This is a genomic window from Klenkia soli (genome assembly GCF_900103975.1).
Classification (GTDB): Bacteria; Actinomycetota; Actinomycetes; order Mycobacteriales; family Geodermatophilaceae; genus Klenkia; species Klenkia soli.
In genome coordinates this window covers 79164-102602 of record NZ_FNIR01000002.1, presented here as the reverse complement: position 1 = coordinate 102602, position 23439 = coordinate 79164, and the positions used below count along the sequence as shown (strand labels likewise).

General features: G+C 74.5%; 25 protein-coding genes and 2 riboswitches. Of the genes, 15 read left to right on the top strand and 10 right to left on the bottom strand.

Features of this window, described 5'->3' with window-relative positions:
• The first annotated feature begins 110 nt into the window (after positions 1-110).
• From BLS67_RS03370 to BLS67_RS03360, 3 genes are all read left to right on the top strand, one after another.
• A complete protein-coding gene (locus tag BLS67_RS03370) occupies positions 111-1655 on the top strand; it encodes a GAF domain-containing protein (RefSeq protein ID WP_242653793.1) in 1545 nt (514 codons plus the stop codon).
• A 51-nt stretch (positions 1656-1706) separates the two neighbouring features.
• Entirely contained in the window at positions 1707-1997 is a 291-nt protein-coding gene (locus BLS67_RS03365) for a YciI family protein (protein WP_091239750.1), read from the top strand.
• 90 nt (positions 1998-2087) lie between these two features.
• Positions 2088-2438, top strand: coding sequence for a DoxX family protein (locus tag BLS67_RS03360; protein WP_091239747.1), 351 nt, complete (start codon positions 2088-2090; stop codon positions 2436-2438).
• 1 nt (position 2439) lies between these two features.
• Here BLS67_RS03360 and BLS67_RS24685 read toward each other — a convergent pair whose 3' ends face one another.
• Positions 2440-4254: an FAD/NAD(P)-binding protein gene (locus BLS67_RS24685; RefSeq protein WP_091239744.1), complete on the bottom strand. Its 1815-nt coding sequence runs from the start codon at positions 4252-4254 to the stop codon at positions 2440-2442.
• Positions 4255-4295: 41 nt separating this feature from the next.
• A complete protein-coding gene (locus BLS67_RS24925; RefSeq protein WP_380095999.1) occupies positions 4296-4373 on the bottom strand; it encodes a putative leader peptide in 78 nt (25 codons plus the stop codon).
• Between the two features lie 95 nt (positions 4374-4468).
• A riboswitch (SAM riboswitch) is annotated at positions 4469-4580 on the top strand.
• Between the two features lie 206 nt (positions 4581-4786).
• Here BLS67_RS24925 and BLS67_RS03350 point away from each other — a divergent pair.
• From BLS67_RS03350 to BLS67_RS03330, 5 genes are all read left to right on the top strand, one after another.
• Positions 4787-5335, top strand: a complete 549-nt coding sequence (locus BLS67_RS03350) for a GNAT family N-acetyltransferase (RefSeq protein ID WP_091239739.1) — start codon at positions 4787-4789, stop codon at positions 5333-5335.
• A complete protein-coding gene (locus tag BLS67_RS03345) occupies positions 5332-6297 on the top strand; it encodes an amino acid ABC transporter permease (protein ID WP_091239737.1) in 966 nt (321 codons plus the stop codon). Before BLS67_RS03350 ends, BLS67_RS03345 begins: the two co-directional genes overlap by 4 nt.
• Positions 6294-7073 carry an amino acid ABC transporter ATP-binding protein gene (locus BLS67_RS03340; RefSeq protein WP_091239734.1) on the top strand — a complete coding sequence of 260 codons (780 nt, stop codon included), beginning with the start codon at positions 6294-6296 and terminating at the stop codon, positions 7071-7073. Before BLS67_RS03345 ends, BLS67_RS03340 begins: the two co-directional genes overlap by 4 nt.
• 75 nt (positions 7074-7148) lie before the next feature.
• Positions 7149-8126 carry an ABC transporter substrate-binding protein gene (locus BLS67_RS03335; RefSeq protein ID WP_091239730.1) on the top strand — a complete coding sequence of 326 codons (978 nt, stop codon included), beginning with the start codon at positions 7149-7151 and terminating at the stop codon, positions 8124-8126.
• A gap of 14 nt (positions 8127-8140) precedes the next feature.
• Positions 8141-9109: an ABC transporter substrate-binding protein gene (locus BLS67_RS03330; RefSeq protein ID WP_242653791.1), complete on the top strand. Its 969-nt coding sequence runs from the start codon at positions 8141-8143 to the stop codon at positions 9107-9109.
• A 57-nt stretch (positions 9110-9166) separates the two neighbouring features.
• Here the strand turns inward: BLS67_RS03330 and BLS67_RS03325 are convergent, their stop codons facing one another.
• Entirely contained in the window at positions 9167-10105 is a 939-nt protein-coding gene (locus BLS67_RS03325; RefSeq protein ID WP_091239723.1) for a DMT family transporter, read from the bottom strand.
• Positions 10106-10178: 73 nt separating this feature from the next.
• Between BLS67_RS03325 and BLS67_RS03320 the strand changes: the two genes are divergently transcribed.
• Positions 10179-11108 carry a LysR family transcriptional regulator gene (locus BLS67_RS03320; RefSeq protein WP_091239719.1) on the top strand — a complete coding sequence of 310 codons (930 nt, stop codon included), beginning with the start codon at positions 10179-10181 and terminating at the stop codon, positions 11106-11108.
• 110 nt (positions 11109-11218) lie between these two features.
• Here the strand turns inward: BLS67_RS03320 and BLS67_RS03315 are convergent, their stop codons facing one another.
• A complete protein-coding gene (locus tag BLS67_RS03315; protein WP_091239716.1) occupies positions 11219-11689 on the bottom strand; it encodes an OsmC family protein in 471 nt (156 codons plus the stop codon).
• Positions 11690-11752: 63 nt separating this feature from the next.
• Positions 11753-13123 carry an aminotransferase class V-fold PLP-dependent enzyme gene (locus BLS67_RS03310; protein ID WP_091239713.1) on the bottom strand — a complete coding sequence of 457 codons (1371 nt, stop codon included), beginning with the start codon at positions 13121-13123 and terminating at the stop codon, positions 11753-11755.
• Positions 13124-13155: 32 nt separating this feature from the next.
• Positions 13156-13268: riboswitch (SAM riboswitch) on the bottom strand.
• A 49-nt stretch (positions 13269-13317) separates the two neighbouring features.
• Here BLS67_RS03310 and BLS67_RS03305 point away from each other — a divergent pair.
• The gene (locus BLS67_RS03305; protein ID WP_091239711.1) at positions 13318-14397 is read left to right on the top strand and encodes an LLM class flavin-dependent oxidoreductase; all 1080 of its coding nucleotides are present in this window, start codon (positions 13318-13320) and stop codon (positions 14395-14397) included.
• Here the strand turns inward: BLS67_RS03305 and BLS67_RS03300 are convergent.
• From BLS67_RS03300 to BLS67_RS03285, 4 genes are all read right to left on the bottom strand, one after another.
• Positions 14380-15075: a GNAT family N-acetyltransferase gene (locus BLS67_RS03300; RefSeq protein ID WP_091239708.1), complete on the bottom strand. Its 696-nt coding sequence runs from the start codon at positions 15073-15075 to the stop codon at positions 14380-14382. The two genes, BLS67_RS03305 and BLS67_RS03300, sit on opposite strands and share 18 nt — an antisense overlap.
• Entirely contained in the window at positions 15072-16439 is a 1368-nt protein-coding gene (locus tag BLS67_RS03295; RefSeq protein WP_091239705.1) for an NtaA/DmoA family FMN-dependent monooxygenase, read from the bottom strand. The genes BLS67_RS03300 and BLS67_RS03295 overlap by 4 nt, the downstream gene beginning before the upstream one ends.
• Positions 16440-16449: 10 nt before the next feature.
• Positions 16450-17646: an LLM class flavin-dependent oxidoreductase gene (locus BLS67_RS03290; protein WP_091239701.1), complete on the bottom strand. Its 1197-nt coding sequence runs from the start codon at positions 17644-17646 to the stop codon at positions 16450-16452.
• An 88-nt stretch (positions 17647-17734) separates the two neighbouring features.
• On the bottom strand, positions 17735-18223 hold the full coding sequence (locus BLS67_RS03285) for a beta-class carbonic anhydrase (protein WP_091239697.1): 489 nt from the start codon (positions 18221-18223) through the stop codon (positions 17735-17737).
• Between the two features lie 319 nt (positions 18224-18542).
• Between BLS67_RS03285 and BLS67_RS03275 the strand changes: the two genes are divergently transcribed.
• From BLS67_RS03275 to BLS67_RS03260, 4 genes are read left to right on the top strand one after another with little or no spacing between them, the layout of a single operon-like run.
• The gene (locus tag BLS67_RS03275; RefSeq protein ID WP_091239689.1) at positions 18543-19019 is read left to right on the top strand and encodes a winged helix-turn-helix domain-containing protein; all 477 of its coding nucleotides are present in this window, start codon (positions 18543-18545) and stop codon (positions 19017-19019) included.
• Positions 19016-19999, top strand: coding sequence for a sulfotransferase family protein (locus BLS67_RS03270; RefSeq protein ID WP_091239685.1), 984 nt, complete (start codon positions 19016-19018; stop codon positions 19997-19999). The genes BLS67_RS03275 and BLS67_RS03270 overlap by 4 nt, the downstream gene beginning before the upstream one ends.
• A complete protein-coding gene (locus BLS67_RS03265) occupies positions 19996-20910 on the top strand; it encodes a hypothetical protein (RefSeq protein ID WP_207500230.1) in 915 nt (304 codons plus the stop codon). Before BLS67_RS03270 ends, BLS67_RS03265 begins: the two co-directional genes overlap by 4 nt.
• Before the next feature lie 28 nt (positions 20911-20938).
• Positions 20939-21478: a hypothetical protein gene (locus tag BLS67_RS03260; RefSeq protein ID WP_091239681.1), complete on the top strand. Its 540-nt coding sequence runs from the start codon at positions 20939-20941 to the stop codon at positions 21476-21478.
• Here BLS67_RS03260 and mftD read toward each other — a convergent pair.
• Entirely contained in the window at positions 21475-22668 is a 1194-nt protein-coding gene (gene mftD, locus BLS67_RS03255; protein ID WP_091239675.1) for a pre-mycofactocin synthase MftD, read from the bottom strand. The genes BLS67_RS03260 and mftD overlap by 4 nt on opposite strands.
• 122 nt (positions 22669-22790) lie before the next feature.
• Here mftD and BLS67_RS03250 point away from each other — a divergent pair, with 122 nt between their 5' ends.
• Positions 22791-23435, top strand: coding sequence for an FMN-dependent NADH-azoreductase (locus BLS67_RS03250; protein WP_091239671.1), 645 nt, complete (start codon positions 22791-22793; stop codon positions 23433-23435).
• The last annotated feature ends 4 nt before the right edge of the window (positions 23436-23439 follow it).

Genomic DNA, 23439 nt, shown 5'->3' with positions numbered 1-23439 from the left:
CCGATGGATGGAGCCGTTCCAGTTCCGCGGGCGATTCGGATCAACATGCACTGCGCGCGGCCGAGATCACCACCGGCGCGCTCCCGCGCGCTCCGTCCCGAGGAGTGCCCGTGTTCGCCAGTCGCACCGCCCGCAGCGAGGTGCTCGGCCCCACCGAGGCCGAGCTCGACATCGAGGCCGTCACCGCGGTCGTCACCGCGCTGGCCGCGGCCACCGACACCAGGAGCGCCGTCGTCGCGGCGCTGACCGCCGTCCGGGACGCCTTCGGCTACGCCTACGGCTCGCACTGGACCGTCGACCCGGTCGACCAGACCCTGCACTTCTCCTCCGAGAGCGGCTCGGTGAGCGACGAGTTCGCGCAGGTCACCGCCACCGCCACGTTCGCCCGCGGGGTGGGCCTCTCCGGCCGCGCGTGGTCGACCCGCGACCTGGTCTTCACCTCCAACCTGGGCGAGGTGAAGGACTGCGTGCGCGCCCCGGTCGCCCAGCGGGTGGGCGTGCGCTCGGGCATCTGCTTCCCGCTGTTCGCCGACGGCCAGGTCACCGGCACCATGGACTTCTTCTGCATGAAGGAGCTCACCCCCTCCCCGCGGCGGTTGTCGACGCTGCGCTGCGTGGGCACGCTGGTCTCGCAGTCCCTGGCCCGGTTCGCCGCGGTCGAGGCCGACCGCAAGACCGCCCAGGACGTCGCCGCGGTCACCTCGGTGCTCCAGCAGCTCACCACCACCACCGACGCCGACGCCGCGCTGCGGATCGCCCTGGACACCATCCGCTCCGGCTTCGGCTGGATCTACGGCTCCTTCTGGCGGGTCGACCCCTCGGCCAACGTGCTGCGCTTCGAGCGCGAGTCCGGCGACGCCGGCCCCGAGTTCCGCGCCGTCACCCTGTCGGCCACCTTCGCCCCGGGCGTCGGCCTGTCCGGTCGGACCTGGCGGAACAAGGACCTCTTCTTCGTCCCCGACCTGGGCGAGATGACCGACTGCGTGCGGGCCCCCGTCGCCCAGAAGGCCGGCGTGAAGTCCGGCGTCTGCCTCCCGATCGTCGTCGGCGGCGAGATCATCGGCACGATGGACTTCTTCGCCACCTGGACCATGGTGCTGTCCCCCGGCCGCGAGGCCGCCCTCCGCAACACCGCCTACCTGCTCGGCCAGGCCCTCGACCGCATCGCCTCGACCGAGCGGCTGTCCACCGCGGGCCAGGAGCTGGTGATCTCCATCGAGGAGGTCGAGCGCAACGTGCTCTCGGCGACCAACGTGGCCAGCGAGGGCCGAACCCTGGCCGACGAGGCCAACCGGGTCGTCGCCCAGCTCGGCGAGTCCAGCCAGCAGGTCGGCCAGGTCGCGCACACCATCGGCAGCATCGCCGCCCAGACCAACCTGCTGGCCCTCAACGCCACCATCGAGGCCGCCCGCGCCGGCGAGGCCGGCCGCGGGTTCGCCGTCGTGGCCAACGAGGTCAAGGAGCTGGCCCGCGAGACCGCGGTGGCCACCACCGACGTCAACGCCAAGATCAACGCGATCCAGGAGCAGGTCGAGGCCGTCGTCTCGTCGCTGGCCTCCATCGGCACGGTGATCGAGACGATCAACGAGACCCAGGCCGTCATCGGCGGGGTGCTGACCGAGCAGGTCGCGGTCACCCGGGCGATCCTGGCCTGACCGGCCGCGGTGGCAGGATCGCAGGTCCTGCCACCGACCGAGGAGCTCCGCGTGATCGTCGCCGTCACCTACCGCTACACCGAGGACGTCGCCCTGCGGGACGAGGTGCGCGCCGAGCACCGCGAGTACCTGGGCGGGCTCGCCGACGCCGGCTCCCTGCTCCTGTCGGGTCCCTTCGGGCCGGCGGCGCCGGCCGGTGCCCTGCTGGTCTTCCGGGCCGAGGACGAGGCCCAGGTGCAGGGCTGGCTGGACGCCGACCCGTTCGCCCTGCGCGGGGTCGTCGCCTCGACCACCGTGGCCGAGTGGAACCCCGTGCTGGGGTCGCTGAGCTCGGCCCTGTGACCGTCACCGGATCGTGATCACCGGGCGGGAACAGCGCCGCCCGCCCGGGCGCTGCGGGGGCTGCCCGATCCGCTGACCCCTGGAGCACCCGTGTTCATCGCCACCGTCGTCGTCACCGTCTTCCTCACCGTCGCCCTGGTCGCCTCCGCGATCGGCAAGCTCACGAAGAACGAGGGCGCCACCGCGGCCGTGCTCGGCGTGGGGGTGCCGGCGAACCGGATCCCCGTGCTGGCCGCCCTGGAGCTGGCCGGTGCCGTGGGCCTGGTGATCGGGCTGGTGCTGTGGGCGCCGCTGGGCATCGCCGCCGCGGTGGGCGTCGTCCTGTACTTCCTCGGTGCCGTCGTCGCGCACCTGCGGGTGAAGGACAACGGCTACGGCCCGGCCGCCTTCCTGCTGCTGGTCGCCGTCGCCGCGCTGGTGCTGCGCTCGATCACCGCCTGAGTCACGCCGCCCGCACGGCGGCCGCGGGCACCAGCGCCCACAGCTCCTGCGCCACGTGGTCGTCCTGGTGGAAGAAGGGGGCGTCGGTGCGCGGCCGGGCGAAGGCCGCGACCTGGGCCCCGGAGGTCCAGAAGCCGACGGCGTGCACCCGCTCGGCGGACCCGCCCGTGGCCGACACCAGCCGGTGGCCGGCGTCGACGTGCAGGCGGCCGGTGCCGGGCTGCTCGGCGGCCGTGCCGCGGGCCTGCAGGGCGCGCAGCAGCGGATCCGTGGTCGCGCGGACGTCGACCGCCGGCACCCGGGCCTCGACCAGCGCCGTCGCCGTCGTCACCTCGTCGGTGCTCGCGGAGCGCGCGACCCAGCGACCCTCCTCGAGGGTGACCACCGTGTCGGCGCCGGTGAACCGCACGACACCGGCCTCGCTGAGGGCCAGCAGCTCGGCCGACCGCGGGGACGGCGGACCGCTGGCCAGGTGGCTGAACAGGTTCATCCACCAGCCGCTGACGTCCTCGCGGGCCGAGCGGAGGGTGAGCCGACCGGCCCGGACCAGCCCGGCGATCGTGCCGTGGCAGAACAGCAGCGCGGTGAAGACGGCCTGGTCAGCGCTGTGCGCGGGGTCCGCGGCCCGGGCGAGGTCGGCCCGGACGTAGCCACGCACCCACTCCTGCAGCTGCTCGCCGGTGGCGAACCGGGCGCCGGCCAGCGGGCGGTCCAGGACGGCCAGGTCGAACCGGTCGGCCGGGTCGGGGATCGCCTCGGCCTGGGGGTCCGCGCCGGCGACGAAGCGCTCGGCGAACTCCGCCCACGGCATCGTGACCCGCTCCGGGTGCGCGCGGAACAGCTCCGTGCAGTGCGCCCACGCCAGCTCACGGGCGATCACGGGGGCCAGGTCGGCCCGCAGGTCCAGCGGGCGGTCCCCGAACCGGGCGGTGAGCTCGGCGGGGGTGAAGAACCGCAGCGGCACCGGCGGACCGGCCCAGTCGTAGTCCAGCTTGGCCTTGTACGGCGTGCCCCGGCGGGAGCCGACGTGCAGCACGGGCTCCTGCCCCGAGGGTCGGTAGACCAGGGTGCCGTCGACGGTCGCGAAGCTGCCGCCGCGACCACCGGTGAGGAGGGTGACCAGGTCGACGAAGGCCAGACCGGCGCCCCGGACCAGGACGTCCTCGCCCGGACGCAGCACCGAGAGGTCGAGGTCCGCGGTGTAGCCGGTGGGCACGTGGGTGAGGCCAGCGGTGGCCGCTGCCGCGGCCAGCTCGACCTCCCGGTCGGTGCGCGTGCGGCCGAGGTGGCCCTGGGCGAGCACGACGGTGTCGACGTCCAACCGGTCGCCGTCCTCGAGCAGGACCTGCACGCCGGCGTCGTGCTCGACGAGGTCGACCGCGCGGGTGCGGTGCTCGTGCACGGCGACCCCGGGGAGGTCGGTGAGGGAGTCCAGCACCCACCGCAGGTAGGAGCTGACCAACCGACGCGGCGGGAACGTGCCCGGCGTCAGGGCCCGGGCGGCCGCGCCGACCTCGCCGGGGAGCGCCGACCCGACCTGCTCGGCCCACTGCGCGACGGTGGACCCCGCGAGCACCCGGCCGGGCACCGTGACCGACTCGTCGGGCAGCACGGTGACGTCGCGGGCCAATGAGTTGGCCCACAGGAGGTCGGACTGCGCGGTCCGCCACACCCGCCCGCCACCGGGCGGGAACGGGTCGACCAGGTGCACGACGAGCCCGCGGCCCGCAGCCCGGGCGGCGAGCCGCTCGAGCACGCCGAGTGCGGTGGGACCGGCGCCGACGAGGGCGACGGTGAGGGTGTTCGAGCTGGTCACGGGGCTGCTCCGGAGCTGGGGTGCGGACAGGCGGGAAGGGCCTACCGGCACCGGCCCAGCGCGCTGCCGGTGCGGCACAGGTCCACGTGCCGACGGCGGACGAGCGGTTGGTCGGGCATCGCGGACCTCCTCTCCGGAGCGGGGGACCCGCCCATTCTCTACCAAGTCGATCGGATTTGACGCATCGGCCTGGGTGGTCCTACGTTCCTGCACAGGTTCTGAGTGCCAGCGACAAGCCCCGGCTCGCTGGCCGGCAACCCTCCGCTGCGGTGGGGTGCCCCGGGTGACGACCTGGCGACGGCGTCCGACCGTCGCAAGTGCAGCCCCGCCGCTCGGCGGGGGACGAGGAGACGACGTGGAGATCCCCGAGGCCGCCCCGCGGTCCCTGGCGCTGCCTGTCCTCCTCCTGGTCGGACGGCCGGTCATCGACCTGGTCCGTACCGACAGCGCGCTCTGTCGCTGAGCTGTTCCCGCGCTCCCCCACCCCGGTCGCACAGTCCCGGGGCCAGACCGCCTCCCCTGGAGCACCCGCATGTCCCGATCACCCCTGCTCGGCCTCGACGTGGACGTCGTCGTCGTCCATCCCGACGACCCGCTGGCCGCCCCGCTGTTCGCCGAGCTCGCCGTCGAGTACGACACCCGCTACGGCGACCTGTTCGGCGGCGCGGAGCACGAGCTGCACCGCTACCCGGCGGAGCTGTTCACCGCACCCCACGGCGCGTTCGTGCTGCTGCTGGCCGACGGCGTCGCCGTCGCCGGGGGCGCCTTCAAGCCGCACCCGGACGACGGCACCGTCGAGGTCAAGCGGATGTGGACCGCCGCCACCCACCGCCGGCACGGACTCGCCCGCCGGGTGCTGGCCGAGCTGGAGGCCCTCGCCGTCGAGCGCGGAGCCCGGCGGGTGTACCTCACGACCGGCCCCCGCCAGCCCGAGGCCCGCCACCTGTACCTGGCCGCCGGCTACACCCCGATGTTCGACCCCGCGCACCTGCGACCCACCGACCTCGAGACCCTGCGCGCCCTGCCCGTGGAGCAGCGCATCTACCCGTTCGTGAAGGACCTCCAGGGGGATCCCCGATGACCACGCTCGAGACCCGCCCGTCGGCCGCCGCGCCGCCCGCGGGCACCCCGTACGACCAGTTCCGGGTGGTCAAGGCCAAGAACCCGGGCCGCTGGGCCGCCACCGCCGTCGTCGCCGTCCTGCTGGCGATGGTGCTGAACTCGCTGATCACCAACCCTCGGTGGGAGTGGGGCGTGGTCTGGGCCTACCTCGGCGAGGTGTCGATCGTCCAGGGCGTCTGGATGACGATCAAGCTCACCCTGATCACCGCGGTGCTCGGGTTCGCGCTGGGCACCGTGCTCGCCCTCATGCGGCTCTCGCAGTCGCCGCTGCTGCGGGCGGTGAGCTGGGGCTACACCTGGGTGTTCCGCTCCGTGCCGCTGATCCTGCAGCTGCTGCTCTGGTACAACCTCGCCTACCTCTACCAGTCCCTCGACGTCGGCATCCCGTTCGGCCCGTCCTTCGCCTCGTTCGAGACGCTGTCGCTGATCGACAAGTTCGGCGCCGCGATCCTCGGCCTCGGGTTGCACCAGGCCGCCTACTCGGCCGAGATCGTCCGGGCCGGGATCCTGTCGGTCGACCAGGGCCAGCACGAGGCGGCCGCCTCGCTGGGGATCCCACGGCGCCGGCAGTCCACGAAGATCGTGCTGCCCCAGGCGATGCGCACCATCGTGCCCACCGCGGTCAACGAGATCATCGGCCTGTTCAAGGGCACGTCGATCGTCTACGTGCTGGCCCTCGGCGAGCTGTTCTACACCGTGAGCGTCATCTACGGCCGCACGCAGCGCGTGCTCCCGATGCTGGTGGTCGCCGCGATCTGGTACGTCGTCCTGACCACCGTGGTCACGGTGATCCAGTACTACGTGGAGCGGTACTACGCCAAGGGCGCGGTCCGCACGCTGCCACCCACACCGCTGCAACGGCTGCGCGGCAACCTGACCGCGGGGCTGTCCCGCGTGCGCCCGGTCGGGGACCACCGGTGACCGCCGTCGAGACCCGCACCGGTCGGGTGGAGGTGCACGGCGTGCACAAGTCCTTCGGCGCCCACGAGGTGCTGAACGGCGTCGACCTGGTGGTCGAGCCCGGCAGCGTCACCGTCGTCCTCGGGCCCTCCGGGTCGGGCAAGTCGACGCTGCTGCGCAGCATCAACCACCTCGAGGCCGTCGACCGCGGGTTCATCGCCCTGGACGGCGAGCTCGTGGGCTACCGCCGCAAGGGCGACACCCTGCACGAGCTCAAGGAGCGCGACCTGCTGCGCCAGCGCACCCGGTTCGGCTTCGTCTTCCAGAGCTTCAACCTGTTCCCGCACCTCACGGCGCTCGAGAACGTCGTCGAGGCACCGGTGTCGGCCCAGGGCCGCAACCGCCGCGAGGTCGAGGCCGAGGCCCGCGAGCTGCTGGCCCGGGTCGGGCTGGCCGACAAGGCCGACGCCCACCCCCGGCAGCTCTCCGGCGGCCAGCAGCAGCGGGTGGCGATCGCCCGCGCGCTGGCCATGAGGCCCGCCGTCCTGCTGTTCGACGAGCCGACCTCGGCGCTGGACCCCGAGCTGGTCGGCGAGGTGCTCGCCGTCATCGCCGACCTGGCCCGCACCGGCACCACGATGATCGTGGTCACCCACGAGATCGGCTTCGCCCGGCAGGCCGCGGACCAGATCGTGTTCATGGACGAGGGCCGCATCGTCGAGCAGGGCACGCCCACCGACGTGCTCGACCACCCGCAGCACGAGCGCACGAAGGCGTTCCTGGCCAAGGTCCTCTAGCTCCTGCCCCTGATCCCCCGACGGCGCACCCGCGTCGCCGGTAGCTGAAGCACGTCCAGAAGAGGAAGAACACCCGTGACTGCACACCTGCGGCGCAGCACCGTCGCACTGTCCCTGGCCACCGCCGCACTCCTGGCCCTCGGGGCGTGCAGCAACAGCGCCGAGATCGAGGAGGAGGCCCGCACCGGGGCCGCAGCCGACAGCTCGGCCATCTCCGTGAACACCAGCCCGGACCAGGACCGGATCCACTCCACCGTCGACCCCGCCGCGGTGGCCCTGCTGCCCGCCGGCGCGTTCGACGACGGCGTCCTGCGGGTCTCCGTGACCCAGGGCGCCGTGCCGCTGGCGTTCTACGCCGACGACAACTCCACCGTGATCGGCAGCGAGACCGACCTGGCGACCCTGTTCGGGGACGCCCTGGGCCTCGACGTCGAGTTCGTGGTCAACGACTGGTCCAACTGGCCGCTGTCGGTGCAGTCCGGCGACGTCGACGCCGTCATATCCAACGTGACGGTGACCGAGGAGCGCAAGCAGCTCTACGACTTCGCCACCTACCGCTCCGACGTGCTCGGCTGGCTGGTCGGCGCCGACTCCGGCCTGCAGATCTCCTCGGCACCGGACATCGCCGGGCTCACCGTCGGGGTCGCCTCGGGCACCAACCAGGAGCAGATCCTGCTGGCCTGGAACCAGGAGAACGTCGACGCCGGCCTGGCGCCGGTGACCATCGACTACTACCCGAAGTACGACGACGCGATCCTGGCGCTGCAGTCGGGCCGGCTGGACGCCTACGTCGGCCCCAACCCGACCGCGGCCTACAGCGCCGCCACCGCGCCGCAGGACTTCACCATCGCCGGGACCACCAGCGGCGGCTGGCCGGCCACCGCCGACATCGCGGTGACCACCGTCAAGGGCAACGGCTACGCCGCGGCGTTCCAGGCCGCCGTCGACCACGTGATCGCCGACGGCACCTACGCCCAGGTGCTCGACCGCTGGGGCCTGTCGGCCGAGGCCGTCGACTCCTCCCAGCTCAACCCGCCCGGTCTGAGCGCCTGATGAAGGGGTTCCACGTGGAACGCATCCGTCTGTCCCGGCTCGTCGCCGCCTTCCCGGTCGTCGCCGTCCTGCTGCTGACCTCGTGCACCAGCTCGGCGGAGATCGAGCAGGAGGCGCAGTCGTCCGACGCACCGTCCTCGGCCCTGGTGGTGGACACCTCACCCGAGCAGGCCGACCGGGTGCGCACCGACGAGGACCCGGACGCCGCCGCCCTGGTGCCCGCCGACGTCGCCGAGGACGGCGTGCTGCGGGTGGGCGTCAACGGCGCGGGTGACCCGCCGCTGGGCTTCCTGGCCGACGACAACAGCACCGTCGTCGGCAGCGAGGTCGACATCGCCCAGCTGGTCGCCGACGGCCTCGGCCTCGAGCTCGAGGTGGTCAACACGACGTGGGAGGCGTGGCCGCTGGGCGTGCAGTCCGGCGACCTGGAGGCGGTGTTCTCCAACGTCGGGGTCAACGCCGAGCGGCTGCAGCTGTTCGACTTCGCCACCTACCGGCAGGGGATCATGGCCTTCGTCGCCGCCCCGGACAGCGGGCTGGACATCACCGATGCCCAGGCCATCTCGGGCCTGTCGGTGGGCGTGGGCTCGGGCACCAACCAGGAGCGCATCCTGCTCGACTGGAACGCGACGCTCGAGGCCGAGGGCGAGGCGCCCGCGACGCTGGAGTACTACGCCAACGCCGCCGACGCCCTGCTCGCCATCCAGTCGGGCCGGCTGGACACCTACCTCGGGCCGAACCCGAACGCGGTGTACCAGGCCTCGAAGGGCACGGTGGAGGTCGTGGGCACGGTGAACGCCGGCTGGCCGAACACCACCTACGTCGCGGCGACGACGCTGAAGGGCAACGGGCTGGCCGAGGCGGTCCAGGCCGCGCTGCAGCACGCCTTCGACGACGGCAGCTACCAGCAGACCCTGGACCGCTGGGGCCTGTCCGACGAGGCGGTGGACGCCCCCGAGCTCAACCCCGCGGTCGCCTCGTAGCCCCCGCTGCCCCCGCAGCGATGATCAGGGGGGTGCACGAAGCTCCGTCCTCCGCCATCAGCTCTGGTGGAGGAGGCGGGACTCCGGTGCACCCCCCTGATCCGCGCTCAGGGCCGGGCCGGTGCGGTGGCGCACCTCGACCTGCTGCCCCCAGCCGGTGCCCACGAGCACCAGCGCAGCGCCCGCGGCCATGAGCGAGGTCAGCTGGTCCCCGGCGAGCGTGATGCCGACCGCGACGGCCCAGACCGGTTCGGTGCCCATGACGAGGCTGGCCCGCGCCGCCGACGTCGCCCGCACCGCCCAGAGCTGGACCAGGAACGCGAACAGCGTGCAGGCCAGCCCCAACCAGGCCACCGCCCACCACGTCCCGGCGTCCGCGGCCCCGAACGCCGCCCCCAGCCCGCCGGGCAGGGCCGCGACGGTGAACCCGACCGCGCACACCCAGCTCTGCACCAGCGTCAGCGTCACCGTCCGCACCTCGCGGTGCCGGGTCAGCGAGCCGCTGGCCGTCACGTGCACCGACCGCACCAGCGCGGCCACGAGCATCAGCGTGTCCCCCACCGTCGGTGCGCTGAACCCGTCGCCGGAGACCAGCAGGGCCACCCCGACGACCGCGGTCACCGCGGCGACGAAGAACGGCCGGGGCAGCCACCGGCGACCGGCCAGGCTCTCCAGCACCGGGGTCAGCACCACGGTCAGGCTGATCAGCAGCCCCGCGTTGGTCGCCGTCGTCCGGGTCACCCCCCACGTCTCCAGGACCAGGACGACGGCCTGCGACCCACCCAGCAGCAGGCCCAGCCGCAGCTCGTCGCGGGACGGCCGGGCGACCCGCAGGAGGACGGCGACGACGGTGAGGACGGCGGCCGCGAGGCCGAACCGCGCCGCCAGCAGCGGCAGGACCCCGATCGTGCCGGCGGCGTGCTGCGCCGCCCAGTAGCTGCTGCCCCACACCGCGGCGACCGCGAGCAGGCTGACGTCGGTCCGGGAGAGGCGCACGAGGGCAGCATCCGGCGCCCGGACACATGAGAGCAACGGCCTCTTCGTTCATCGACGGTTTAGCCTGGGCTTCATGGAGATCCGGCACCTCCACCTGCTCCGGGAGCTCGGCGAGCGCGGCAGCCTGGCCGCGGTCGCCGAGGCGGCGCACGTCAGCCCCTCGGCGGTGTCGCAGCAGCTGCGTGCACTGCAGCGGCAGGCCGCGGTGCCGCTCACCGAGCGCCGGGGACGACGGCTGGCGCTCACCCCGGCCGGCCGGGCCCTGGCGGGGGCCGCCGTCGACATCGCCGAGGCGCTCGGGCGGGCCGAGCGGGCGGTCGGCGGCCACCTGGCCGACCGCACGGCGCCGGTGCGGGTGAGCGCGTTCCACAGCGCGGGTCAGGCGTTCTTCGGCCCGCTGCTGGCCTGGTCGAGCGGTTCCGGTGGACCGCCGGTGCACTGCCGCGACGAGGACATCGCCCAGGCGTCGTTCCCGGCCCTGGTCGCCGACCACGACCTCGTGCTGGCCCACCGGCTGCGGCACGGGCCCCGCTGGCCGACCGACCGGGGCCTGGTGGTCACCCGGCTGCTCTCCGAGCCGATGGACGTCGCCCTGGCCGCCGACCACCCGCTGGCCGCCGCGCCCGAGGTGGCGCCGGTCGACGCCGCCGCGCACCCGTGGGTGGCCGTCCACCAGGGGTTCCCGCTCACCGGGGTGCTGGACGGCATCGGCGCCGCCGCCGGGCGCCCCCTCGACGTCGTGCACCGGGTGAACGACTTCGGGCTGGCGAGCGCCGTCGCGGCCGCCGGCCGGTGCCTCGCGCTGGTCCCCCGGCACCTGGGCCGCCCCGGCCTGCACCCGGGTGTCGTCACCCGACCGCTGCACGGCATCGCCGTCACCCGCGACGTCGACGTCCTCGCCCGCCCGGAGAACCTGGCGCGCGTCGCCGTCGCCGAGACCCTGGACCAGCTGCGCGCGCTGACCGCCGCGCTGGTCGCAGCCACGAGCCCCCCGCAGCGTTGATCAGGGGGGTGCACGCAGGTCTGTCCTCCTCCGCCAGATCTCGTGGCGGAGGACGGACTCCGGCGCACCCCCCTGATCGTCGCTGAACCCCGGGCCGCCGGGGGTGGGGGTCAGAGGGCGGCGCGGGTCCAGTCGCTGGAGTACTCCAGGCCGGAGCGCTGGAAGAGCTGGGTGACGGGGCAGCGCCGCTCGGTCTCGGCCTGCAGCCGGGCGAAGGTCTCCTCGTCGGCGTCGGTGGCGACGGTCGCGCGCACGGTGACGGCGTCGAAGTTCGCGTTGCCCTCCTCGCCGCCCACCATCACGGCGGTGTCGAGGTCGCCCTGCACGTCGAAGGTCCAGGCGCCGAGGGTCACCCCGAGCTCTTTGGCCACGATCGAGGCGGTGATCTGGTTGCACGAGGTCAGCGCGCCGAGCACGTAGGACAGCGGGCTGGGCTGGGCGTCCGCGCCGCCGAAGGCCGGGTAGGTGTCCACGTCGAAGACGTGGCCGGCGTCGCCGCCGACGGTGACGGTCTGGGCCACGCCGGTGCCCTCCGCGTGGTTGGTGAAGGGGACGACGCTCGCCTTGGGCCGGGTGGCCATGGGTGTTCTCCTCGGTGCCGGGGTGGATGTCCGCCGTGGTTCGGCGGGGTCTGGGGGTTCGGTTCAGCGGACCGGCGACGGCCCGCACCCTGCGCCGCGGGCCACCGCGGACAGGTCGGCGCCGGCCAGGCCGGCGACCGGACGCGGGTCGGCGACCGGCTGGTGCCGCCCGTCGACCACGGCGTAGTCGGTGCCCGGTCCGAGCGCGACGAACCGGGTGATCGCGGTCACCAGGCGGTCGACGTCGTCGGACGACGTGCCGACGCCGACGCTGGCCCGCAGCGCCCCGCCCCCGACGCCGAGCCGGGCCAGCAGCGGGTGCGCGCAGAACCGGCCGTCCCGGACGCCGATGCCGTGCTCGGCCGACAGGTACGCGGCGACCAGGCCGGGGTCGGCGCCGTCGACGGTGAAGGAGACGACGCCGGTGGGGTCGACGGAGTCCGACCAGATGCGCAGCAGGCGGACCCCGTCGATGCCGACCAACCCGTCGACCAGCCGGGTGCGCAGGTCGCGCTCGTGCTGCTCGAGGGCCCCGGGGGCGAGCGCGGACAGCGCGTCGCAGGCGGCGGCCAGCGCGACCGCGCCGAGCACGTTGGGCGATCCACCCTCGTGCCGGTGCGGGGCGGCGACCCAGGTCGTGGCGTCGAGGTCCACCTGGGCGACGGCGCCGCCGCCGGGCAGGTAGGGGCGGCCGGTGTCGAGCCAGTCGCGGCGGCCGACGAGCGCACCGGTGCCGAACGGGGCGTAGAGCTTGTGGCCGGAGAAGGCGACCCAGTCGGCGCCGGACTCGGCGAGGGAGAACCGCCGGTGCGGCACCAGCTGGGCGCCGTCGACGAGCAGCAGCGCGCCGTGGTCGTGCGCGAGGTCGGCGACCCGGCTCAGCGGGAGGGACTCCCCCGTCACGTTCGAGGCGCCGGTGACGGCGAGCAGCACGTACCGCCGGGCGGCGAGTGCGTCGGCGAGCAGGTCCAGCGTCCCGGCCACGGTCGGCGCCGCCTGCAGCACGTCGCACAGCTCGCGGGAACGCTGCTGCCAGGGCAGCAGGTCGGCGTGGTGCTCGACGTCCAGCACCAGGACGGCGCCGTCGGCGGGCAGGCAGCCGGCCAGCAGGGACAGCGAGTCGGTGGTGGTGCGGGTCAGCACGCAGACGTCGTCCTCGCGGGCGCCGACGAAGGCGGCCACGGTGTCGCGGGCGGACTCGTAGAGGGCGGTGGAGACCTGGGAGAGGTACCCGGCGCCCCGGTGCACGCTGGCGTAGAGCGGCAGGGCCTCGGCGACCTTCGCCGCGACGGACACCAGGGCCGGGGCACTGGCCGCGACGTCGAGGTTGGCGTAGGTCGCGGTGGCGCCGTCGACCAGCGGGACGCGGGTGTCGGCACCGACGGTCGGGAGCAGGGCTGCGGTGGTGGGAGGGCAGTCGAGGACGGCAGTCATGGTGGTGCACTCCTGGTGGTCCAGGGCCCGCGGGCCCGCGCTTGCGGCTGCACTGCGCAGCCGCCGGGTCGTCACCCGGAGCACCCCATCGCGGTGGAAGGGTTGCCGACCAGCGAGCCGGGGCTTCGCGCTGGTGCTCGTGACCTGCCGGAGACGCTAGCAGACAATCCCGATCGGCATGGTGCACTTCAGGGATGGAGTTGCACTGGTTCCTGCCCACCCGCGGCGACGGCCGGGACGTCGGCCCGGCCACCACCGACCGCGGGCACAACGCCGCCGCGCTCAGGCGCCGGCCCACCCTCGACTACCTGGGCGCGGTCGCCGGGGCCGCCGAGCAGGCCGGGTTCACCGCCGTCCTCACCCCGACCGGGTCGGGCTGCGAGGACGCCTGGGTGACCTGCGCGGCGCTGCTGGACCGCACGCAGCGGCTGCACTTCCTGGTGGCCTTCCGGCCCGGCTTCATCCTGCCCACGCTCGCCGCGCAGCAGGCGGCCACCTTCCAGCGGCTCTCGGGCGGGCGGCTGCGGCTCAACGTCGTCACCGGCGGCGATCCGGTCGAGCAGCGCGCCTACGGCGACTTCCTCGACCACGACGCCCGCTACGCCCGGACGGCGGAGTTCCTCGACGTCGTGCGGCGCAGCTTCGCCGGCGAGCGGTTCGACCTGGCCGGCGAGCACGTGCAGGTGCAGGGCGCCGGGCTGACCGACCCGCCGGAGACCGCACCCCCGATCTACCTGGGCGGGGCGTCCGGGCCGGCCGAGGACGTGTCGGCCCGGTACGTGGACACCTACCTGACCTGGGGCGAGCCGCCCACGATGGTGCGCGAGCGGCTGGACCGGGTGCGGGAGAAGGCCGCCGCGCAGGACCGCACCATCAGGTTCGGCATCCGGTTGCACGTGGTCAGCCGGGACACCCCCGAGCAGGCCTGGGCCGAGGCCGACCGCATGCTGGCGGGCATGCCGGCCAGCGCGATCGCGGCCACCCAGGAGCGGTTCGCCCGGATGGACTCCGTCGGCCAGGCCCGGATGGCCTCGCTGCACGGCGGCAGCGCGGGGGACGGCGCCCGCTCGCTGGAGGTCGCCCCCAACCTGTGGGCCGGCATCGGCCTGGTCCGCGAGGGCGCGGCCACCGCGCTGGTCGGCAGCCACGAGCAGGTGGCCGAGCGGATCACCGAGTACGCCGAGCTGGGCTTCGACGAGTTCGTGCTCTCGGGCTACCCACACCTCGAGGAGGCGTGGCGGGTCGGCGAGGAGGTGCTACCCCTGCTGCGCTGACCCCGGCGGGCGGTACCCGGCGAAGGTCGTCGTGCGGCGCAGCCGGAAACCCAGGTGCTCGTACAGCGCGATCGGGCCGGTGTTGCTGGCCGAGGCGTGCAGGAACGGGGTCTCGCCGCGGGCCCGGATGCCGTGCGCCACGGCCAGCACCAGCCGGGTGCCCAGGCCCTGCCCGCGGTGGCCGGCGTCGGTGCACACGGCACTGATCTCGGTGAAGCCGGCCGGGTGCAGCCGCTCCCCCGCCATCGCCACCAGCTCGCCGTCGCGCCGGATGCCCAGGTAGCTGCCCAGCTCGTGGGTGCGCGCCAGGAAGGGGCCCGGCTCGGTGCGGGCGACCAGCGCGGTCATCTCGGGGACGTCGTCCGCCCCGAGCCGCACCGCCTCGTCGTCCGGGGCCGCCGCGACGCCCTCGTCGACCAGCTGCACGCCGGGGATCGCGAACTCCTGCGTCCACCCGTCCGGCGCGGTCGCGGGCAGGGTCAGGACGACGACCCCGCCCGGGCCGACCAGCTCGGCGGCGTCGGCCCAGTCCTGCGGCGCCGGGTCCGGCGGGAGCGCGGCGAACGGCGAGACGTCGGCCGGGTAGCGGACCACCCGGCCGACGCGCTCGGCGAACCGCGCGTGCGGGCCGGTCAGGGACGACCAGGCGGCGGTGTCCAGGGGGTGCGCGTCGGTCACCCCGCCAGTGTCCGGGACCGGTGGTCGCCGTCCCGCAGCGGCAGTCCCAGGTGGTCGCGCAGCGTCGTCCCCTCGTAGTCGGTGCGGAAGACGCCGCGCTCCTGCAGCAGGGGGACCACCTGCTCGACGAACCGGCCGAGCCCGCCCGGGGTGATGTGCGGGGCGAGCACGAAGCCGTCGCTGGCGTCGTTCTGCACGAACTCGTCGATCGTCGCCGCGACCGTGGCCGGGGTGCCGATGAAGGACTGCCGGCCGGTCACCTCGACGATCAGCTCGCGGGTGGTCAGGTGCTCCGCCTCGGCCTTGGCCCGCCACTCGTGCGCCGTCGCCACCGGGTCGCGGTGCATGCGCACGCTGGCCCGGCCGCGGGCGATGGTGTTCTCCCCGACCACGGGGTCGACCGAGGGCAGCGGGCCGTCGGGGTCGTGGTCGGAGAGGTCGCGGTTCCACAGCTGCTCGAGGAACTTGATCGCCGTCGCCGGCGACACCTGCGCCAGCCGCACCTCCTGGGCGAGCTCGGCGGCCTCGACCTCGGTGTCGCCGAGCACGAACGTGGCCGCCGGCATGATCAGCAGCTCGTCGCGGGTGCGGCCGAACCGGGGAAGCCGGCCCTTGACGTCGGCGTAGAACGCCTGACCGGCCTCCAGCGTGCTGTGCCTCGAGAAGATCACGTCGGCCGCGGCCGCGGCGAAGTCCCGGCCCTCGTCGGAGTCACCGGCCTGGAACACGACCGGCCGCCCCTGCGGGCTGCGCGGCACGTCGAACTGGCCGGCGATGTCGAAGAACCGGTCGTGGTGGGCGAAGGCGCCCGGGTGCGGGTCGGCCAGGAAGGTGCCGGTCTCCTTGTCCGCGACGACCTCGTCGCCCCGCCAGGAGTCGAACAGCTCGTGCGCGGTCTGCAGGAAGGACTTCGCCCGGTCGTAGCGGTCGACCTGGGCCAGGAAGCCCCCACGCCGGAAGTTCTCGCCGGTGAACGCGTCCCACGAGGTGACCACGTTCCAGGCGGCCCGGCCGGCGGAGAGGTGGTCGAGGCTGGCGAACTGCCGGGCCACCTCGTAGGGCTCGTTGAAGGTGGAGTTGATCGTGCCGGTCAGCCCGATGCGCTCGGTGACCGCGGCCAGCGCGGCCAGCACCGTGAAGGTGTCGGGCCGGCCGACGACGTCCAGGTCGTAGATGCGGTCGTTCTGCTCGCGCAGCCGCAGGCCCTCGGCCAGGAAGATGAAGTCGAGCTTGCCGGCCTCGGCGATCCGGGCGAACTCGCGGAACGAGTCGAACTCGATGTGGCTGCCCGACTCCGGGTCGCTCCACACGGTGGTGTTGTTGACGCCGGGGAAGTGCGCGGCGAGGTGGATCTGCTTGGTCATCTCGGGTCCCTCAGGCGTGCGCGTAGCGGTTGGCGGGGCGGGTCAGGCCGAGCAGCCCGCGCAGGGTGTCGGCCTCGTACCCGGTGCGGAACAGCCCGCGGCGCCGCAGCTCGGGCACCAGGCCGCGGGTGATCCGCTCGAGGTCGTCGGGCAGCACGGCCGGCCGCAGGCGGAAGCCGGTCAGCCCGGCCCGCTGCCACTCGGCGAGCAGGTCGGCCAGCTGCGCCGGGGTGCCGGTGAACACGTGTGCGTCGCTGCGCAGCGGCGCGCCGGCCACGTCGTCGAGCCGGGCCAGTCGGTCCGCGGCCGCGGTGGCGTCGTCGTCCAGGACGACGACCAGGTCGCCGAACACGTGCACGGGCTCCTCCGACCGGCCGGCCGCCGCCTGCTCGGTGCGGACGGCGGCCACCAGCCGGGCGGCGTCGGCGGCATCCGTGGGCGTGACGAAGCCCAGGTCGGCGGAGCGGCCGATCAGCCGCCACGGCCCCTCGGCGTGGCCCAGGGCCGCGACCACGGGCTGTCCCTGGGGCGGCCGCGGGGTGATCGACGGGCCGCGGACGGAGAAGTTCTGGCCGGCGAAGTCGATGTAGTGCAGCTTGTCGACGTCGACGAACCGGCCGGTGGCGGCGTCCCGGATCTCGGCGTCGTCCTCCCAGCTGTCCCAGAGCCGGCGGAGCACCTCGACGTACTCGGCGGCCTCGTCGAACAGCTCGGTGACCAGCGGCCCGGTGGCGGCGGTCGACCGGTCGACCGGGGGGAGCTCCCGGCGGCCGAAGTTCGCGGCGGTGTCCGGACGGGCGGCGACCTGCACGCGGACGCCGGCCCGGCCGGTGCTCACGTAGTCCAGCGTCGCGATCGCCTTGGACAGGTGGAAGGGCTCGGTGTGGGTGACCACCGCGGTCGGCAGGAACCCCAGGTGCCGGGTGGTCGGGGCCACGCGGGAGGCGACGAGCACGGCGTCCAACCGGCCGCGCACGCGGTCGGTGCGGTCGTCGGGGGTGAACGGGTCGTCGGACTGCAGGTTCAGCGCGTCCTCGATCGTGACGGCGTCGAGCAGGCCGCGCTCGGCCTCCTGGGCCAGGTCGGTCCAGTAGCCGGCGGTGAGCAGCTCGGTCGGGCGGGCGCCCGGTTCGCGCCAGGCGGCGGGGTGCCAGCCGGCGCCGTCGAGGGCGGCGACGAGGTGGAGCGGGGACGAGGGGTCGGGCACGTGCTTCCTCCGTACGGGGCTCGGCAGCGCCCGGGCCCCGGGCTGTCGCCGGGGCCGGGCACCGCCTGCGGTGGGTCGGGCGGGTGGGTCAGGAGACCTCGTGCAACTGCCCGGTGGCGACGTCGAACACGAACCCGCGCACGCTGTCCTTGACCGGGATGAACGGGCTGTCGAGGATCCGCTGCCGTGAAGCCCGGACGTCGTCCTCGAGGTCGGTGAACGCCTCCGACGCCCACGTCGGGCGGGTGCCGACCTCGTCCGCGATGCCGTCGCGGAACTGCTCGTCGGTGAAGGTGAGCATGCCGCAGTCGGTGTGGTGGATCAGCACGATCTCCTTCGTGCCGAGCAGCCGCTGGCTGATCGCCAGCGAGCGGATCTCGTCGTCGGTGACCACGCCACCGGCGTTGCGGATCACGTGCGACTCCCCCTCGGCGAGGCCGAGCACGCGGTAGACGTCGATGCGGGCGTCCATGCAGGCCAGGACGGCGATCTGCTTGGCCGGGGGCAGCGGGAGGGGACCGGAGAAGGACTCGGCGTAGCGGGCGTTGTTCTGCAGCAGGTCGTCGGTGACGGTCACGGTGGTGCTCCTCAGGGCTGGATCGGGCGGACGGCGGGGCGGGCCGGCCGACAGAGCTCGTCGAAGGCGTCCGACCTCCGGCCGGGCCAGAACGGCTCCAGCTCGGGACGGGTCACGTGCACCAGCGTGCACCTCCGGACCCGGGTGCTGCAAATCCCTACCGGTTCGATGGAGAAACTGGGGTTGCTGGTAGAACTCTCCCCGTGAGCCACCCGACCCTGAGCCGACGTCTGCACGTCGACCTCGTCCGGGTGGGCTCCAGCAGCTGTCGGGCCTGACGCCTCCGTCACGCCACCCGTCACCCCTCGCTGGAGCCCCGATGTCCGCTGCCCTGTCCTCCCCCGTCCCCGCGCCCCGGCTGCAGGTCGTGCCGCCGCCCTCGTCCGCCCCGGTGGCCCTGCTGGTGCTCACCGAGGACGGCCGGTTGCTGCCGCCCACCCCGGACCAGCTGGCCCCCCTGGCGGCCCTGCTCGACCGGGCCACCGCCCGTACCCCCGACAGCGACGCCGTCGAGCTCGGGGACCTCGCCGTCCACCCCGCGTCGCACGTGGCCACCCTCGCCGGCCGCCGGTTGCCGCTGACCGTCCGCGAGTTCGAGGTGCTGGCCGACCTGGCCCGCGCCCGGGGCCGCACCCGCAGCAGGGAGCAGGTGCTGGCTGCGGTCTGGGGCACCGACGACGACCGCGGTCGCCGGTCGGTCGACGTGCACGTCGCCCGGTTGCGCGCCAAGCTCGGCCCCGCCGCCGGCCAGCTGGTCACCGTCCGCGGCCGGGGCTACCGATTGGATCCTGCATGACCGACCGCCTGCCGCAGTTCGTGATCGCCGGCGCCCCCAAGGCGGGGACGACGGCGCTGCACGCGGCGCTGGCCACCCACCCGGAGCTGTACCTGTCGCCGGTGAAGGAGCCGAAGTTCTACCTGACCGACGGGCGTCCGCCGCCGCCGGCCGCGCAGCGCGGGCCCGGCGACGCGCACAGCGCGCAGGAGTGGGTCTGGCGCCGCGACCGCTACCTGGCGCTGTTCGACCGGGCGCCCGCCGACGCCGTGCGGGGCGAGAGCACGCCGTTCTACCTGTACGACCGGGCGGCCCAGCGCCGGCTGGTGGCCGACGTCCCCGACGTCAAGGTGATCGCCGTGGTCCGCGACCCGGTCGACAGAGCGATCTCCAACTGGGTGCACCTCCGGGCGGACGGGCTGGAGCCCGAGCCCGACTTCGGCCGGGCCGTCGAGCTGGAGGACCAGCGGGTCGCCGACGGGTACGCCCCGTTCTGGCACTACACGCGCATGGGCCGGTACGGCGAGCAGCTGCAGCACCTGCTCACGCTGGTCCCGCGCGAGCAGCTGCTGCTGCTCCGCTTCCGCGAGGTCGTCTCCGAGCAGGCCCGCACGCTGGACCGGGTCAGCGACTTCCTCGGCGTCCGCACCGGGGTGGCCCGCGCCGTCCCGCCGGAGAACGTCAAGCCCTACGTCGCCGACACCCCGCGGTACCGGCGCCTGGCGCAGCTGGCCCGGGCCGGCGCCGCTGCCGGTGCGCACGTGCCGCCGCAGGTCTGGCGGCAGGCCAGCCGCCCCGTGCTCGCCGCGATCCACGCCGCGGCGACGAAGCGGCCACCGCTGGCGGTCGAGGTCCGGCGGGCCGTGCAGGCCCGGGTGCTCGACGACATCGCGCTGCTGGAGGAGGTCACCGGCGAGTCCTTCGACGACTGGCGCGGGGACACCGGGCGCGGGGACTACGCCAGCCGGGCCGCGGCCCGCGAGGCAGACTCGGCCGGGTGACCCTGCCCGTGGACGTCGACCGCTTCCTCGCCGACGCCGAGCTGGTGCTGGCCCCCGAGGACCCACGACCCGGGTCGTGGGCCGGCGGGCCGAGCGCCCAGTTCGTCGCCGGCACCTGGTGGCTGGCCCACCGGCTGCGCCGCCCGGTGGGCGAGGGCCGCGGGTTCGCCAACGTCGTCTCCCGGTCCGCCGACGGCGTGCACTTCACGCCGGTCGCCACCGTGCTGCGCGAGTCCTTCGCCTGCGACTCGCTGGAGCGCCCGGCACTGGTGCACACCCCCGAGGGCCGGTGGCGGCTCTACGTCAGCTGCGCCACCCCGGGCACCAAGCACTGGCGGGTCGACCTGCTCGAGGCCGACACCGTCGAGGGCCTCGCGGGCGCCCCCGCGCGCACCGTGCTCGGGTCGGGCCCGGTGCCCGGCTCGGCGGTGAAGGACCCGGTCATCCGGCACGAGGGCGGGGTCGGGGGGCAGGGCCGGGAGCACGGGGCCCGCTGGCACCTGTGGGCGTCGGTGCACCCGCTCGACGACCCCGACGCCACCGACCGGATGACCACCGAGCACGCGGTCAGCGCCGACGGCGTGGCGTGGACCTGGGTGGACACCGCGCTCACCGGCACACCGGGCACCTGGGACGCCCGCGGGGTGCGGTTCGCCGCCGTCCTCGGCGACTGGGCGCTGTACGACGGCCGGGCGAGCGCGGCGGAGAACTGGGAGGAGCGCACCGGCGTCGCCGTCCGCGACGGCGAGGGGTGGCGGGCACTCCCCGACGGCCCGCACCTGCAGGGCCCGGACGGCGGCCTGCGGTACGCCGACGCCGTCGAGCTGCCCGGCGGCGACGTCCGCTGGTTCTACGAGATCACCCGGCCCGACGGCGCGCACGAGCTGCGCACGGTGCTGCTGCCCGGCTGATGTCGGTGCCGGCGGGCATGATCGTCGGGTGGACGGGACCCGGGAGGCGACGACGGCCCGGTTGCGGCCGCTGCTGCGCGCCGTGCAGGAGGCGCTGGTGGCCGGGGTGGCCGTCAGCCAGCAGGTCCACCGGCAGCACGGGTGGCAGCGCGCGGCCGACCCCCACCTGGACCGGCAGCTGGTCCGCCGGCACGCCGTCGAGCAGCTGAAGCCGTGGCGGGCGTCGATCGGCGAGCAGCTCACCTTCGACGTCGGCGACAGCGGCGGCGAGAACCTCGGTCTGCCGATGAGCGGGCTGATCATCACCACCGACCACGACGTCGTCCGGGTCTGGCACTCCGACGACGGCGAGCTCCCGCCGGCCGACACGGCGGCGCTGCGGGCGTTCTACCAGCAGGCGCCCACCACCCAGCTCGCGCTGGACGGCGCCCCGCCGGCCGGCAACCACCTCGCGCTGCTGTGGGCCGACCGGGCCGGGGTGCTCAGCCGGTTCGAGCTGGTCCGCCCGTGGTGGCGCGGCGGCCGGCACCCCGAGGCCGACTGGCGGGTCGACCTGCTCCGCTCCTAGACCACGTCCTTCTGGTCGGCGGTGCCCAGCACGCGGGGCCAGTTCGCCGGGACGACGACGTCCTCGGGTCGCAGGTCCTTCACGTCCCGGTGGCCCAGGCCCAGGACGGCGGAGTCGATGCCCGACCGGAGGATGTCCAGCACGTTCTCCACCCCGGCCTGCCCGTTGGCGGCCAGGCCCCACAGGTACGCGCGGCCGATCATCGCGGCCTTGGCACCCAGGGCCAGGGCCTTCACGACGTCGGACCCGCGGCGGATGCCGCCGTCGGTGACCACCTCGACCTCGTGGCCCACGGCCTTGGCGATCGCCGGCAACGCCCGGACCGGGGCCGGGGTCCCGTCGAGGTTGTTGCCGCCGTGGTTGGACACCGAGATCGCCGTGCACCCGGCGTCCACCGCGCGGTGCGCGTCGTCGACACGCATCACGCCCTTGAGCATGAACGGCCCGCCCCACTGCTCCCGCAGCCACGCGACGTCGTCCCAGGTCGGCAGCGGGGTGCCCATCCACTCCCCGTACGCGCCGAAGAACGTGGGCGCGGTGCCCCCGGGCGGGGTCAGGTTCGGGGTGGTCAGGTCGGGGATCGCCCCGCTGCGCAGCCAGGTGGCCAACCACTGCGGGCGCAGCGCGACCTCGGGGCCGAACTGCAACGCCGCCTTGAGGTTCACCTTCTCCGGGATGGCCGGTGAGCCCCAGTCGCGGCCGTTGGAGAACGACCAGTCCAGGGTCATGATCAGCCCGACCGCGCCGGCCTTGCGCGCCCGCTCCATGCGCTGCACGAGCACGTCGCGCGAGCCCACCCAGTACATCTGGAAGAACGTCTGCGGGCTGGCCGCGGCGACCTCCTCCACGCTCTTGGAGGCGAACGAGGACAGGCCCATGGTGATGCCGCGGGCGGCCGCGGCCCGCGCGACGGCGACCTCGCCGTCGGGGTGGACCGCCTGCACACCGGTCGGGGAGATCATCACCGGCATCGACAGCGGCTGGCCCATCACCGTCGTGGACAGGTCGCGCTCGCCCTGCAGGCCTGCCACGTGCGGGGCGAACCCCAGCTCGGCGTAGGCCCGGGTGTTGTCCTCCACCGTCCAGCCCCGCTCGGAGCCGGCGATCAGCGCCCCGTACACGGACTTCGGCAGCCGGCGCTTGGCCCGCCGTTGCGCCTCGGCGACGGTCTCGAACCACTGGTTGGCCATTGCTGTCCTCCTCCGGCGGCTGCGGTGCCGCACTGTGCTGTGGGTCTCAGGATGCCCTGTGACACTCAGTGCCACCACCCCCCGGGCGCACGGTTCTGCCCGGGCCGTCCCGAGGAGTCCCCGTGCCCCACCTGCTGCACCTCGATTCCGCCCTCGACCCGCGGGCGTCGTCGTCCCGGCCGGTCACCGCCGCCTTCGCGCAGGCCTGGCGGGCGCTCGGCCCCGACCACACCGTCACCCACCACGACCTGCAGGCCGACCCGCCCCCGCACCTGGCGCACGCCGCGCTCCACTGGGCGGCGCCCCTGCGCACCGCCGACGAGGCCGCGGCGGAGGTCGACGACCCGGTGCAGCGGGCGCTGCTGGACGAGCTGCTCGCCGCGGACGTCCTGCTGGTCGGCGCACCGATGTACAACTGGTCGCTGCCCTCGACGCTCAAGGCCTGGGTCGACCACGTGCACGTCCTGGGGACGACGGTGCCCTTCGGTGACCGGACCGACCAGCCGCTCGCCGGCCGGACGGCGGTCGTGGTGTCCAGCCGGGGTGCTGGCTACGCCCCCGGCGGACCGACGGCCGGCCTGGACCACACCGTCCCGCCGTTGGCGCAGGTGCTGGGCCAGAGCTTCGGCATGCACGTCGAGGTGGTGACGCTGGACCTGACGCTGGCCGGCCGGGTGCCGGCGATGGCACCGCTCGCCGGCGACGCCGAGGCCCAGCGGGTCGCCGCGACGACCCGGGTGCAGGAGCTGGCCCGCGCGCTGGGCTGAGACC

Excerpts from the sequence above, each read along its gene's own strand:
- BLS67_RS03275 (WP_091239689.1), top strand. The coding sequence starts at position 18,543 with ATGTCCGCTGCCCTGTCCTCCCCCGTCCCCGCGCCCCGGCTGCAGGTC.
- BLS67_RS03345 (WP_091239737.1), top strand. The coding sequence starts at position 5,332 with ATGACCACGCTCGAGACCCGCCCGTCGGCCGCCGCGCCGCCCGCGGGC.
- BLS67_RS03270 (WP_091239685.1), top strand. The coding sequence starts at position 19,016 with ATGACCGACCGCCTGCCGCAGTTCGTGATCGCCGGCGCCCCCAAGGCG.
- BLS67_RS03295 (WP_091239705.1), bottom strand. The coding sequence starts at position 16,439 with ATGACCAAGCAGATCCACCTCGCCGCGCACTTCCCCGGCGTCAACAAC.
- BLS67_RS03310 (WP_091239713.1), bottom strand. The coding sequence starts at position 13,123 with ATGACTGCCGTCCTCGACTGCCCTCCCACCACCGCAGCCCTGCTCCCG.
- BLS67_RS03350 (WP_091239739.1), top strand. The coding sequence starts at position 4,787 with ATGTCCCGATCACCCCTGCTCGGCCTCGACGTGGACGTCGTCGTCGTC.
- BLS67_RS03320 (WP_091239719.1), top strand. The coding sequence starts at position 10,179 with ATGGAGATCCGGCACCTCCACCTGCTCCGGGAGCTCGGCGAGCGCGGC.
- mftD (WP_091239675.1), bottom strand. The coding sequence starts at position 22,668 with ATGGCCAACCAGTGGTTCGAGACCGTCGCCGAGGCGCAACGGCGGGCC.
- BLS67_RS03305 (WP_091239711.1), top strand. The coding sequence starts at position 13,318 with ATGGAGTTGCACTGGTTCCTGCCCACCCGCGGCGACGGCCGGGACGTC.
- BLS67_RS03315 (WP_091239716.1), bottom strand. The coding sequence starts at position 11,689 with ATGGCCACCCGGCCCAAGGCGAGCGTCGTCCCCTTCACCAACCACGCG.
- BLS67_RS24925 (WP_380095999.1), bottom strand. The coding sequence starts at position 4,373 with ATGCCCGACCAACCGCTCGTCCGCCGTCGGCACGTGGACCTGTGCCGC.